The following is a 12,110-nucleotide window of genomic DNA, read 5'->3' on the forward strand; positions in this document are numbered from 1 at the left end:
TGGATGGCTGAAATTATTTTGAATGTTAGAGAGTATCCTTATCATTTCTATTACCAGCACAATAGTTCTGCCAAGGTTAATTGGCTGTTTTTACATGGATTTATGGGTAGTCATCGTGACTTTGATCAAGTATTAGACTATTTACCAGGAACCGTTTGGACGGTTGATTTACTGGGATTTGGCAATCAAGCACCGTTGGTACCCCGAACGCGGTTAAGTATGGAAAGTCAAATCATTGATTTTGAAATTATTTTTCAGCACTTTAACTGGCAAAACTTGAACTTAGTTGGTTACTCAATGGGTGGACGGTTAGCCCTTGGTTTAGCACAATCACATTTAGCTGATTTTATTAATTATTTAGTTTTAGAAAGTAGCACGGCGGGGCTTGATTCAGCCCAAAAGCAACAAGAACGCCAATTCCACGATGAACAACGGGCCAATGCCTTACTGGCAGATTACCGCCAGTTTGTTCAAAATTGGCGTGACTTACCGCTTTTTGCCAGTCAAAAATTATTACCAGTACGGCAGCAGGTGAAAATTCAGCATGAACGTCTAAATCAAAAACCTGATAATATGGCTAATTCTTTACGAATGATGGGTACCGGTAGTCAACCTAATTTTTGGCCTAAGTTAAAACAATTAAAGCTTGCTACGGGCTTGATTGTCGGGGAAAATGATTTTAAATTTATTAAAATTGCTCAAAAATTATCAGCAAGTATACCTGATGCTAAACTATTAGTTATTAAAAATGCCGGTCATAATGTTCACCTAGAACAACCAGATGTTTATCAGGAGATCTTACAACGCTTATGTATCAAATCCAAAGTATCCGATTAATACCGGTGGCCTTACCGTTGGTTAATCAGTTCGTAACCGCTCAAGCGCAGCTAGTAAAACGACCACTAACGCTAGTAGAAATGACCGTTTGGGATACAGTTACTAATACAATGGTCACTGGTTACGGTGAGGTTCAATCTTTTAGTACGCCCAATTACGCCTCAGAAATTCAAAATAATAGTCTTTGGGCGATTGAAAAATGGTTAGGACCACAGTTATTAGGCAAATCAATTGCTAATCCACAAGAGTTTGAAATTCAGTTAAATCAAGTGATTCCTTCTTATTCTTTTGCCAAAGCTGGGCTAGCATTGGCTTTTTGGGACTGCGTTGGTAAATTAAAGGGACAATCGCTAGCACAAATGTTGGGCGGACAGATATCAACGGTGGCCGTTGGGATAGCAATTGGACAACAAGAAACTTGGGCAAAGACCACTGAGGCAGTTATCGGCGCGATTGAACAAGGATATGGCAGAATTAAATTAAAAATCGCTGGCCAAAACTGGCAATTCAATGAGTTAATTGAGTTAATTAATCACTTTCCAAATCAAGATTTTTCATTAGATGCCAATGCTTCCTTATCTTGGGAACAAGGAATAGCTTTACAAAAGTTACCCGAAAATGTGAAGTTTGTGGAGCAACCTTTTGCTAATGGAGATTTCATTGAGCATGCTCATTTACAAAAGAAACTTAGAATAGCGCTGAGTCTAGATGAAAGTGTTAACCATCTTACGGATGTTAAAACGATGATTGCTTGTCGTTCTGCTCGACTCTTAACGCTAAAAATAGGGAAAATTGGGGGATTATTAGCCGCTCAAGAAGCCATTGATCTTCTTAAAAAAGGTCAATTGCAAGCCTGGGTGGGCGGAATGTTTACCAGTGGGCTGGGGCGCAGTGCTGATTTAGCTTTAGCCAGTTGTCTTCCTAATGCGTACCCAGCTGATATTTCAGATACGAAACGTTACTTCCAATATGATTTAATTCAAGAAAAGCTTACAGTTCAGCAAGGAAACATCGCAGTTCCTCAACAGGCTGGTCTTGGAGTTAGTATTAATTGGCATAATGTTAGTAAAGCCCAATATAGTGCTGAAATTAAGATTGCCAGTAAATAAAAAGCCTTTGACATAATTGTCAAAGACTCTTTTAAACTAAAATTTAATTAAACTGCTTACGGTACTGTACTGCGGTTAGACCAGCTTGTTGTTTAAAGACTGTATTAAAATATGAAAGATTGGGTATACCAACTTTCAGCCCAATTGCAGCTATAGATAGATTGGTATTTTTTAAAAATTCAGTCGCGTGAAACATTCTGACATGCAGCAGATAGTTTTGAGGTGTTTCATCTGTTTCCAATAGGAAACTACGATGTAAGACGCCAGTACTAGTGTGAAAAGTTTGGCTGAGTTCCTCCAATGTAATCCGCTTGGCGTAGTTTTTAACTAAGTAGGATTTTACATTGAGTACAAAACTAGCTCGTTCATCTAGCTTCCCAAATGGATGACAATCTGGGCAGGGAATGAATCCATGAATTAGTGATTCATCCGGTGTTTTGAAAATTTCAATATCTTTTCGAGTGAATTGTTTTGGCCGTAGGCAGCCTGGACAACATACACGATGATCGGTGGTTACACCGTATAAAAATTGATTGTTGTAGCTGGCATCATGTTCATTAATCGCTTGCCAACGCTTTTTGGTTAGAGAATACATGTTCAGCTTTACCTTCATTTCGTTAGACAAATATATGTCAGAAAATTATATCACAAATCACAATCTGACACCATTATACTTCTTTTATATTTTAAATAGTGCTTTGTGTTCAGAATTTTATTCAGGTAAAATAAGAATACTTTAGCATCTCAATACCCAGTGCACTAGAAGGGATTCTATTACATGACATCCGAAAATATTAGTCAAGCCGAGCAAGGTTTGGCATCATTAAGTTTAGGACAATTTGATCAAGCACAATTGTTTTTTGATCAGGCCTTGCAAGTTGATGACGATGATATGGTTTATAGTTTGGCCGAAGAATTAGCTGGTCGTGGATTTTTGGATCAAGCGCAACAAATATACCAACATCTGTTAACAAAATATCCAGAAGAAGATCAATTGAAAACAGCTTTGGCTGAAATTGCAATTGAAGATAATCAAACGGAACTAGCTCAGGAATATTTAGCTAATATTAGTCCGGATTCGTCCAGTTATATACCAGCCTTGATGATTAAAGCTGATTTGTATCAGGCTGAAGGATTGGTTGAATCAGCTCAGCATTGCTTACAACAGGCTGAACAGCTTGCACCAAAAGAAACGGTGGTTCAATTTGCTTTGGCTGAATTTTACTATACGACTGCTCAATATCGCTTAGCGATTAATTATTATCGTAGTTTGTTATTGGCAGGAGAACGATACCTAAATGGGATTGATTTAGTGAGTCGAATCGCCTTGGCCTATGCGGCCATTGGCAATTATGACAATGCGATTGGTTATTTAGAACAAATTAAGCCGGAGCTAATGTCTTTGGATACTAAGTTCCAATTGGCGTTGCTGTACTACCAAAGTCATCGCGATGACGAAGCTATTACACTCTTTGAAGAAGTTCTTGCCGAAGATAGTCAGTATAGTTCTGTTTATCCATATTTAGGACAAGCCTATGAACAGGCAGGCGAAATTGAAAAGGCGTATCAAAATTATCAACTAGGTTTAGCGGCTGATCAAACTAATGATCAACTTTATCGTCAAGCTGGAAAAGCCGCCCAACAATTAGGAGATTCAGAAGCTGCCGAAGCTGATTTTCAAGCTGCTCTAGCCATTGATGATCAAGAAATTGCCAATTACCTTTTATTAGCTAATTTTAAAATGGCTCAAGGAGAATATCAAACTGTTATTGATACTATTGAGCAAGCCCAGAAAAAAGAGTTGGTTGATCCAAGTTTCTATTGGATGCTCGCCTTAGCTTATCAAAAATTAGATAATTATAAGCAGGCGCAGTTCTATTGGAATCAAGCTGTAGAGGCTAAATTAGATCGTCCTGAATTTTTGTTGGATTTAGCAAGTTGGTATCATGAACAAGGAAAGCTGAATCAAGAGCGATTGACCTTAGAGCATTATCTAGAACAAGTGCCAGATGATTATGAAGTCCAAGATCGTTTGAGTGGGTTACTTTTAGATGACTAACAATCTAAAAATTGCTAAGATAGGTTGTGATGATAGATGTCCTAGGAGTGCTAAAAATAAATGAAGATTGATCAATTTCCCAGTCAAATGGCTGAGGCTCGGCCAATATTAAAAAAGATAGAAAACGCTGGTTACGAAGCTTTTTTTGTGGGTGGCGCAGTGCGAGACATGATTCTGGGAGATCCAATTCATGACGTGGATATTGCTAGTTCAGCATTTCCACAAGAAATTAAGATGATTTTTGAAAATACCGTAGATACTGGTATCCAACATGGGACAGTGATGGTGTTAGATCATCATATTGGCTACGAAGTTACGACTTTTCGAACAGAATCAACCTATACTGATTATCGAAGACCTGATAAAGTGACTTTTGTTCGTAGTCTTAATGAAGACTTAAAACGTCGCGATTTCACGATCAATGCCTTGGCCTTAAAAGCTAATGGCGAAGTGGTGGATTTATTTGATGGATTAACCGATTTAAAAAAAGGGTTAATTCGTGCGGTTGGGGACCCAGAGGAACGTTTTAATGAAGATGCTTTGCGGATTATGCGGGCAATTCGCTTTAGTGCCCAGTTAGACTTTGCGATTGAAGACCAAACCAAAACAGCCTTAACTGATTTGGCGCCCAATTTGACTAAAATAGCAGTAGAGAGAATCCAAGTTGAATTTGAAAAAATGCTCTTAGGTCCAGCTGCTAGCCGGGGCTTGCAACAAGCTTTGGATAGCCATTTGTTAGCATATTTACCAGGAGGAGTCGGTCGCTGGCCATTGACGACTTGGCAAGAGATTTTGACGAATTTAAATCGTTTACAAATTAGTCAAGTGGCAATTGCTTGGATAAATCTTTTAGTACTTTCGCCAGTGGCAGAACAAGAGATTGCTAGTTTTTTGCGAGAATGGAAATTAAGTCGTGCAGTGATTAAAACGGCGCAGGCGTTAGTCCCTATTTTGAGAGGACAGGTTTCCTTGGATACGTGGCATCTTTATCAAGTTGAAGCGTATCAAGAGCAATTAATCGAATGTATGTACTTTTTAGGCTTTAATAAGGCCGAAATCGTTTTAGCGCAACAAATTTTTGAACACTTGCCCATTCGAAATGCCCGACAAATGGCGCTTAGTGGTCAAGAATTGATGCAAAGTGGCTTAGTTAAACCGGGACCTGAGATGGGAGAATTACTACAACGCTTGGAAAAGGCAGTTGTTACTGGCAAAGTTCCTAATCAACAGGCAGCGCTATTAGCCTATGTCAGACAGGAGAAATGAGATGACTGAAATTAAGATGGTTTGGGCTGAAGATGAGCAACATGCGATTGGCAAAAATGGTCAAGTCCCCTGGGATTTGCCTGCCGATCGGGCGCTGTTTAAAAAAGAAACTTTGGATTCAATCATGATTATGGGGCGTAAAACTTGGGATAGTATTGGACGTCCATTACCACAACGACAGAGTGTTGTTGTAACCCAACAGCCTAATTTTTCAACAAATTTTAGTGATGTGATCGTATGCCACGATTTAGCGGATGTATTAAAGTACATCAAAGCAACCAGTGGTTTGGTGACCGTGATTGGTGGCGCACAAATTTATAAAATGATGATGCCTTATGCTACCCAACTAGTGGTAACAAGGGTTATCGGCGATTTTGCTGGTGATACTTGGGTTGAACCAGTTGATCTAGATGTATTTGATTTGACTAAAAGTCAGTCGGAAGAACAAAATGGCATTGAATTTAAGATAATGTATTATCAACGTAAGGGTAAATGAGGATTATAAAATATGGCAAAAGTAGTAATTGTAACTGATTCAGCGGCTCGATTAACGGCAGAAGAAATAAAAGAATATGATGTCCATATTGTGCCATTAACGGTTCAAATTGATGGCACCGTCTATGAAGATGGCGTTACGATTCATCCAGAAGAATTTTTGGAGAAAATGGCTCAAAGCAGTACTTTACCACAAACCTCGCAGCCTTCAATTGGCGCTTTTAAAGAGACGTATGACAAAATTTATCAGGATCAGCCTGAAGCTAAAATTTTGAGTTTACATCTATCATCGGGACTTTCTGGGACGGTTGGCGCTGCTCAACAAGCTGGTTCACTTACTAAGGCTGATGTAACTACTTTTGATACACTATTAGCCGATCGCAGTGAAGGTTTTGTTGTTTTGGCAGCTGCTAAGGCTGCCAAAGCTGGGGAAGATATGGACACAGTAATAGCTACTGCGTCCACTGCCAGAAGTGAATCAAAGATCTACTTGAGTTTTCGATCATTGACCAATATGGTTGCTGGTGGGCGACTAAGTAAGACTCAGGGATTAATTGGTAATCTATTAAATATTAAAGTCGGTGCTTTTGTTGATGCTCAAGGAAAAGTAGATGTTATGCTCAAGGGCCGTGGCATGAAGACGATTACTAAGTTTAATGACGAAGTAATTGAGAAAATGAAGGGCTACACTGAAATGCTAGAAATTGGTATTTCACATGCTGGGGTAGCGGAAGAAGCTCAAGCCTTGGCTAATCGCTTGAATCAAATTTGGCCGGATATCAACATTTTGATTTCAACTACGACCCCAATTGTTTCAACCCACACAGGCTTAGGCGCTTTGGCTATTTTGTATCGTGCCCGCTAACTTGTCCAATACTAAGTTGAGCTAAAAAAGGAAGTAAATTATGAAAAGAAGATCAGTACTTTGGTTTTGGCTATTTTGGTTATTAATTGTAAGTTTGGTTGCTGGTGGTTGTTATTCAGCTTATTTGGCGTTTTCACCGTCCAAAGTTAGTTTGAGTCAACCTAGTAAAAATACTGCGGCAACGTTTGATATTAATTTAGATCGGGATCAAGTTAATGCGTTAGCTAGCAGTTATCTCCAGGATTCTGGTAATGGTGATTTTACTTTTGTTGCTAATCAAAGCAATGTTGTTTTGTCCGGTAAATTAAACATTTTGGGACAAAGTATTGATGCCAAAATGGCGATGATGCCTGAAGCAACTAGCGATGGTAATATTGTTTTAAAAGCCCAATCTATTTCTTTGGGACAGATTTCCCTACCAGTTAATGTAGCAATGGGCTATATCAAACAAATGTATAATGGACCCAGTTATGTCCAATTCCAGCCTAATCAAGAAAAGATTATTATTGATTTGAATAAGGCAACCCAGAACCAAAATATGCGATTTAAAGCAACTAAAATTGATTTGAATCAAGGACAGTTCCAATTTGTGGGTGAAGTAGTAAATGGCAAAAAGTAATCGTAGTTTTTATGATTGGTTGATGACTAACCGTAATCCTGTCGCTGCTGATGAAATTCAACAATTTGCTAATAACGCTTTTTTGGATTCGACTTTCCCTAAGCAAAGTGTTGATTTTGAAGAAATATCACATTATTTAGAGGAGGATAGTTCATATTTAATGAGTATGACCACCTTTGATGAAGCTTGGCAGCATTTTCAAGCTGCCCGCTAGGAAGGAATAATATGGCTCAAATTATTCAATGGTTCCCTGGGCATATGGCCAAAGCCATGCGATTAATGCGTGAAAACTTATCTTTAGTTGATATTGTTTTTGAATTAATTGATGCTCGCTTACCAGCTAGTTCACGTAATCCAGAACTGGAGAAATTAATCGGCCAAAAACCGCGATTATTAATTATGACTAAGGCCGATTTAGCTGATCCTATCCAGACTAAATTATGGGCGCAGCATTTTCGTCAAGCCGGACACCAAGTGCTTGTTTTAGACAGTCGTGATCCTAAAACCCCCCAAACAGTTACTAAGGCTGCTCGCCAGGCACTTAGTCAGCAGCGGGAAGATCAACTTGCTAAGGGGATTTATGATCAACCAATTCGAGCGATGCTTTCTGGTATCCCTAATGTCGGTAAATCAACTTTATTGAACCATTTAGTGATGAAAAATGTGGCGCCAACGGCCAATAAACCGGGTGTCACTAAAAAAATCGCCTGGTTAAAAACGCCGACTAAATTGGAATTATTGGATTCTCCAGGGGTGCTCTGGCCTAAATTTGAGGATCAAACAGTGGGAATGAAGCTAGCAGTGTCTGGGGCTGTCAAAGACACCTTGTTTTCTAAGGATGATGCAGCTTTGTATTTAATCCAGTTTTATCGACAGTACCATTTGGAAGAATTAGTGCAACGCTACCATTTGAATTCAGATTTAGAGGGTCTTAGTGATGTAGAAGTCTTGCTGACCATTACCGAAAAACTAGGCTTTAAAGATGATTATGATAAAGCCAGTGAGCGCTTGTTAAATGACTTGCGTAAGGGGAAGTTGGGTCGCTACACTTTGGATATGTACCATGACTGAAACAATTGCCGATATTAAAACTGCTCTAACTGATATTCAGGCTAATGATGCTCGACTTGAATTATGGGCGCAAGACCCTCGTAAAGGGGTGCGCCAATTAATTGAGCGCTATCAACGACAGCAAATTAAATTACAAGCAAAGATTGAGCATTTCCGTCATCGTTTTGATATTGAACAAGGTTATTGGGAAAATGGCTATACCAATATTGCTGGCATAGATGAGGTCGGCCGGGGTCCTTTAGCCGGTCCGGTTATGGCGGCAGCTGTCATTTTAAAACCGGATTTTAATCTAATTGATGTGATTGACTCTAAACAATTATCGGCTCATCAGCGACTTGAATTAGATCAAAAAATTCGTCAGCAGGCTTTAGCCGTTGGTATTGCTAAAATTGACGCAGATGTTATTGATCAAGTGAATATTTATCAGGCTAGTCGTCAGGCGATGTTACTAGCAGTGCAGCAACTTAATCCCCAGCCTCAAGCATTATTAATTGATGCCATGCAGATTGATAGTCCGTTGGTACAAGAATCATTAATTAAAGGAGATGCTCGCAGTAACTCAATTGCAGCAGCTAGTATCATTGCTAAGGTTAGCCGTGATAGGTTAATGGCTGATTATGCCAAGAAATATCCCGGTTATGGCTTTGAGCATAATGCTGGTTACGGAACGGCAGAACATTTGGCAGCAATTAAGCAACAGGGGATTTGTCCCATTCATCGACGCACCTTTGCACCGATTAAAGACTGGATTACTGTACCATGAAATCATTCAGCATAAATTTCACGATAGGAAGGACTATTCTATGAATCCTGTTCATCTTTCACCGCGTTTAGAAGCAGTGGCGAACTATGTCCCTGAGGGGGCTTATCTAGCCGATATTGGCTCTGATCATGCTTATTTACCAGCCCACCTATTGGTTAGTCGTCAGATTAAATATGCTTTAGCTGGCGAAGTAGCTGTGGGCCCTTTGGCTAATGTTCAAAGTGAAATTATCCAACAAAATTTACAGGGACAATTGATTGCCCGTTTGGCCAATGGATTAGATGCAGTACAAACTAGTGATCAAATCAATGCCGTGGTTATTGCTGGTATGGGTGGTCTGTTGATTCGGGATATTTTAGATCGTGATTGGCAAAAGAATAATCAAAGACAATTCCCAACTTTGGTTTTACAACCCAATACTGAAGAGGCTGCTGTACGCAGTTGGCTTATCGCCCACCAGTATCAAGTGAAAGCTGAAAAAATAATCCAAGAGGGGAAGCATTTTTATGAAATTATTGTGGCCCAGCCTGGTTTTCAGGAATTGGGTATCTTTGATTTACAATTTGGCCCTTTTTTACGACGACAAGCAGGCCCAGTCTTTTCGGCTAAGTGGTCGGCGGAACTACAGCGTATTAATCTCATTTTAGACCGCTTAGTGGTTGCTCAAAAGGGAGATAGCGTCACTTATAAAGAATGGCAGGCTCAGAAAAAGAAGATCCAAGAGGTGCTTAGATAATGGTTAAGGCACAAACATTAATTCAACAAATTGAGGCTTTTGCCCCTAAAGATCTAGCAGAAAAGGGTGACCCAGTCGGTTTGCAAATTGGTGATCCTCAACAAGAAATTCATAAGGTGATGACCACTTTGGATGTGCGACCAGAAACTGTTCAAGAGGCAGTTGAACAAAAGGTTGACTTTATTTGGGCTCATCATGAAGCGATGTTTTTCCCAGCCCGTAACTTGGATTTAAGTAATCCCCAAAATAAAATGTATGCGGATTTACTACGTCATAACATTGTTGTTTATGCCAGTCATACTAATTTAGATGCTACTGCTGGAGGGATGAATGATTGGTTGGGGAATATTTTTGGTTTAGAAAACTTACAACCATTATTGCCTAATCCAGACGGGAAAAGTGGTCTAGGACGAATTGGTACTTTAAAAGAAAATCTTACGGTTAGCCAATTAGCTCAAAAGGTTAAACAAGCTTGTCAAGTAGCTGAAGTACGTGTGATTACAAATGATTTAGATCGTCGATTACATACAGTTGCCATCTTAGCGGGTGATGGTGGCCGTTATTGGTCCAATGCCCAAGCATTAGGAGCTGATGCTTATATTACAGCTGATCTTTATTACCATGTTGGACATGATATTTTGGCTAATGACTTTGTGGTAATTGATCCAGATCACCATATGGAGGCTTTGGCTAAGGAACCAATGGCAACTTTGATACGTGAGTGGCAGCCTGATTTAGGAGTTTATGCTAGTCAGGTTAATACTGACCCATATCGTTATATTTAGTGATTTTTAAGTGAGGGGAATAATATGACTAACAAATATTCAGCATTATCTGAGCGATTTTTAAATTATGTACGAGTTGATACACGCTCTGATGAAGATGCTTTAAAGCGACCCTCATCTGACAAAGAAGTGGCCTTTTTAAAGAATTTATCCCAAGAATTGGCAACGATTGGTTTATCAAATATTCAAACCATGTCAGACGGTTATGTTTTTGCTAAGTTGCCAGCTAGTCCAGGATTAGAAAAGGTACCTAATATTGGTTTCATTGCCCATGTTGATACAGCTGACTTTAACAGTGAAAATATTCAACCGCAAATTATTGAAAATTATGATGGGCAGAGTAGTATTCCATTAGGAGAGACAGCTTATCAATTATATCCTGCCGTTTTTCCCTCTCTAAATAAGTATCAAGGGCACACCCTAATCACTACGGATGGGACAACGCTCTTAGGCGCTGATGATAAAGCTGGTGTGGCTGAAATTATTACCGCGATTGAGTATTTAATTAACCATCCTGATATTCAGCATGGACCAGTGGCATTAGCTTTTGGACCAGACGAAGAGATTGGTACTGGGGCTGATCATTTTGATACAAAGGCCTTTGGGGCTGATTTTGCCTACACCGTTGACGGTGGTCCGTTGGGAGAATTAGAGTGGGAAACTTTTAATGCTGCCTCTGCCAAACTACACATTCAAGGACAAAATGTTCATCCAGGAACTGCTAAGGGCGCCATGATTAATGCTAATCAAGTGGCCATGGATTTTCATGCACAGTTACCAGTTCATGACCGGCCCGAAGAAACTAGTGGTCGTGAAGGTTTTTGGCATTTGATTGAAATGAGTGGTACACCTGATGAAGCTAACCTAACTTATATTATTCGGGATCATGATCGTCAAAAATTTGAGGCTCGTAAAGATCAACTGATAACTATCGCTGACGACTTTAATGCGAAATTTGGTCAAGACCGATTAACCTTAACAATTCAAGATCAGTATTACAACATGGGTGACATTCTTAAAGAAAATATGGCACCAGTTGAGCTAGCGGAAAAAGCCATGCAAGCCTTAGCGATTAAGCCAATCATCGAACCAATCCGTGGGGGAACAGATGGTTCAAAGATTTCTTTCTTAGGATTACCAACGCCAAACTTATTTGCCGGTGGGGAAAACATGCACGGACGTTTTGAATATGTTTCCTTAGAGGTGATGGAAGCGGCTACGGATGTGATTTTAAAAATTATTGAGTTAGCCCGCTAATTAAAAAAGACATGCCACTGGAAGTGACATGCCTTTTTAATTTAATTCTTTGCTTTACTTTTCTTAGGTATTGCTGAACCAGAAACCGCTGGAATAGCGATAATGGCTAGCTCGCCAACAACAACAGCAATCACTGCCACTACGACAGGATCATAGTTAGCTGATGTCATTTGTGACACGATGTAACCAACAATTTCACCAAAAATTGCGGCCCAAAAAGCGACTGTTAAATATTTCATCATCATTCA

At 39.5% G+C, this 12,110-nt stretch carries 15 protein-coding genes; 13 read left to right on the top strand and 2 right to left on the bottom strand.

The genetic code is table 11. The features are described 5' to 3' along the window. Window positions 1–3: 3 nt before the first annotated feature. Window positions 4–837, top strand: coding sequence for a 2-succinyl-6-hydroxy-2,4-cyclohexadiene-1-carboxylate synthase (menH, locus tag M4974_RS03725; protein WP_248706210.1), 834 nt, complete (start codon window positions 4–6; stop codon window positions 835–837). Beyond that, window positions 810–1,946 (top strand): o-succinylbenzoate synthase, encoded by a 1,137-nt coding sequence (menC, locus tag M4974_RS03730; protein ID WP_248706209.1) that lies wholly within the window; start codon window positions 810–812, stop codon window positions 1,944–1,946. Before menH ends, menC begins: the two co-directional genes overlap by 28 nt. Before the next feature lie 43 nt (window positions 1,947–1,989). Here menC and M4974_RS03735 read toward each other — a convergent pair whose 3' ends face one another. Beyond that, window positions 1,990–2,559, bottom strand: coding sequence for a helix-turn-helix domain-containing protein (locus tag M4974_RS03735; protein WP_248715765.1), 570 nt, complete (start codon window positions 2,557–2,559; stop codon window positions 1,990–1,992). Window positions 2,560–2,724: 165 nt separating this feature from the next. Here M4974_RS03735 and M4974_RS03740 point away from each other — a divergent pair, with 165 nt between their 5' ends. Genes M4974_RS03740 through pepT form a run of 11 tightly spaced genes read left to right on the top strand, consistent with a single transcriptional unit; the run spans window position 2,725 to window position 11,862 of the window. Then, window positions 2,725–4,005, top strand: coding sequence for a tetratricopeptide repeat protein (locus M4974_RS03740; RefSeq protein WP_248706207.1), 1,281 nt, complete (start codon window positions 2,725–2,727; stop codon window positions 4,003–4,005). Window positions 4,006–4,065: 60 nt separating this feature from the next. Then, window positions 4,066–5,271, top strand: a complete 1,206-nt coding sequence (locus tag M4974_RS03745; RefSeq protein WP_248706206.1) for a CCA tRNA nucleotidyltransferase — start codon at window positions 4,066–4,068, stop codon at window positions 5,269–5,271. A 1-nt stretch (window position 5,272) separates the two neighbouring features. Next, window positions 5,273–5,767, top strand: coding sequence for a dihydrofolate reductase (locus tag M4974_RS03750; RefSeq protein WP_248706205.1), 495 nt, complete (start codon window positions 5,273–5,275; stop codon window positions 5,765–5,767). 12 nt (window positions 5,768–5,779) lie between these two features. After that, a complete protein-coding gene (locus M4974_RS03755; protein ID WP_248706204.1) occupies window positions 5,780–6,631 on the top strand; it encodes a DegV family protein in 852 nt (283 codons plus the stop codon). Window positions 6,632–6,671: 40 nt separating this feature from the next. Then, window positions 6,672–7,250, top strand: coding sequence for a YpmS family protein (locus tag M4974_RS03760; RefSeq protein WP_248706203.1), 579 nt, complete (start codon window positions 6,672–6,674; stop codon window positions 7,248–7,250). Beyond that, a complete protein-coding gene (locus M4974_RS03765; RefSeq protein ID WP_089937392.1) occupies window positions 7,237–7,464 on the top strand; it encodes a YozE family protein in 228 nt (75 codons plus the stop codon). Before M4974_RS03760 ends, M4974_RS03765 begins: the two co-directional genes overlap by 14 nt. An 11-nt stretch (window positions 7,465–7,475) precedes the next feature. Beyond that, on the top strand, window positions 7,476–8,321 hold the full coding sequence (gene ylqF / locus M4974_RS03770) for a ribosome biogenesis GTPase YlqF (protein ID WP_248706202.1): 846 nt from the start codon (window positions 7,476–7,478) through the stop codon (window positions 8,319–8,321). Further along, window positions 8,314–9,084 carry a ribonuclease HII gene (locus M4974_RS03775; RefSeq protein WP_248706201.1) on the top strand — a complete coding sequence of 257 codons (771 nt, stop codon included), beginning with the start codon at window positions 8,314–8,316 and terminating at the stop codon, window positions 9,082–9,084. The genes ylqF and M4974_RS03775 overlap by 8 nt, the downstream gene beginning before the upstream one ends. A 40-nt stretch (window positions 9,085–9,124) precedes the next feature. Then, window positions 9,125–9,820, top strand: coding sequence for a tRNA (adenine(22)-N(1))-methyltransferase (locus M4974_RS03780; RefSeq protein ID WP_248706200.1), 696 nt, complete (start codon window positions 9,125–9,127; stop codon window positions 9,818–9,820). Continuing rightward, entirely contained in the window at window positions 9,820–10,605 is a 786-nt protein-coding gene (locus tag M4974_RS03785; protein WP_248706199.1) for a Nif3-like dinuclear metal center hexameric protein, read from the top strand. The genes M4974_RS03780 and M4974_RS03785 overlap by 1 nt, the downstream gene beginning before the upstream one ends. A gap of 24 nt (window positions 10,606–10,629) precedes the next feature. After that, window positions 10,630–11,862 (top strand): peptidase T, encoded by a 1,233-nt coding sequence (gene pepT, locus M4974_RS03790; protein WP_248706198.1) that lies wholly within the window; start codon window positions 10,630–10,632, stop codon window positions 11,860–11,862. Window positions 11,863–11,903: 41 nt separating this feature from the next. On the opposite strand, the gene M4974_RS03795 is transcribed toward pepT, so the two are convergent. After that, complete coding sequence (locus tag M4974_RS03795) at window positions 11,904–12,101, bottom strand: YjzD family protein (RefSeq protein WP_248706197.1); 198 nt, start codon at window positions 12,099–12,101, stop codon at window positions 11,904–11,906. Between the last annotated feature and the right edge of the window lie 9 nt (window positions 12,102–12,110).

Source organism: Convivina praedatoris, from assembly GCF_933208495.1.
Taxonomy (GTDB): Bacteria; Bacillota; Bacilli; order Lactobacillales; family Lactobacillaceae; genus Convivina; species Convivina praedatoris.

Bases quoted from the DNA above. Each gene is read 5' to 3' on its own strand.
- menH (WP_248706210.1), top strand. From the start codon at position 4: ATGGCTGAAATTATTTTGAATGTTAGAGAGTATCCTTATCATTTCTAT.
- menC (WP_248706209.1), top strand. From the start codon at position 810: ATGTATCAAATCCAAAGTATCCGATTAATACCGGTGGCCTTACCGTTG.
- M4974_RS03735 (WP_248715765.1), bottom strand. From the start codon at position 2,559: ATGAAGGTAAAGCTGAACATGTATTCTCTAACCAAAAAGCGTTGGCAA.
- M4974_RS03740 (WP_248706207.1), top strand. From the start codon at position 2,725: ATGACATCCGAAAATATTAGTCAAGCCGAGCAAGGTTTGGCATCATTA.
- M4974_RS03745 (WP_248706206.1), top strand. From the start codon at position 4,066: ATGAAGATTGATCAATTTCCCAGTCAAATGGCTGAGGCTCGGCCAATA.
- M4974_RS03750 (WP_248706205.1), top strand. From the start codon at position 5,273: ATGACTGAAATTAAGATGGTTTGGGCTGAAGATGAGCAACATGCGATT.
- M4974_RS03755 (WP_248706204.1), top strand. From the start codon at position 5,780: ATGGCAAAAGTAGTAATTGTAACTGATTCAGCGGCTCGATTAACGGCA.
- M4974_RS03760 (WP_248706203.1), top strand. From the start codon at position 6,672: ATGAAAAGAAGATCAGTACTTTGGTTTTGGCTATTTTGGTTATTAATT.
- M4974_RS03765 (WP_089937392.1), top strand. From the start codon at position 7,237: ATGGCAAAAAGTAATCGTAGTTTTTATGATTGGTTGATGACTAACCGT.
- ylqF (WP_248706202.1), top strand. From the start codon at position 7,476: ATGGCTCAAATTATTCAATGGTTCCCTGGGCATATGGCCAAAGCCATG.
- M4974_RS03775 (WP_248706201.1), top strand. From the start codon at position 8,314: ATGACTGAAACAATTGCCGATATTAAAACTGCTCTAACTGATATTCAG.
- M4974_RS03780 (WP_248706200.1), top strand. From the start codon at position 9,125: ATGAATCCTGTTCATCTTTCACCGCGTTTAGAAGCAGTGGCGAACTAT.
- M4974_RS03785 (WP_248706199.1), top strand. From the start codon at position 9,820: ATGGTTAAGGCACAAACATTAATTCAACAAATTGAGGCTTTTGCCCCT.
- pepT (WP_248706198.1), top strand. From the start codon at position 10,630: ATGACTAACAAATATTCAGCATTATCTGAGCGATTTTTAAATTATGTA.
- M4974_RS03795 (WP_248706197.1), bottom strand. From the start codon at position 12,101: ATGAAATATTTAACAGTCGCTTTTTGGGCCGCAATTTTTGGTGAAATT.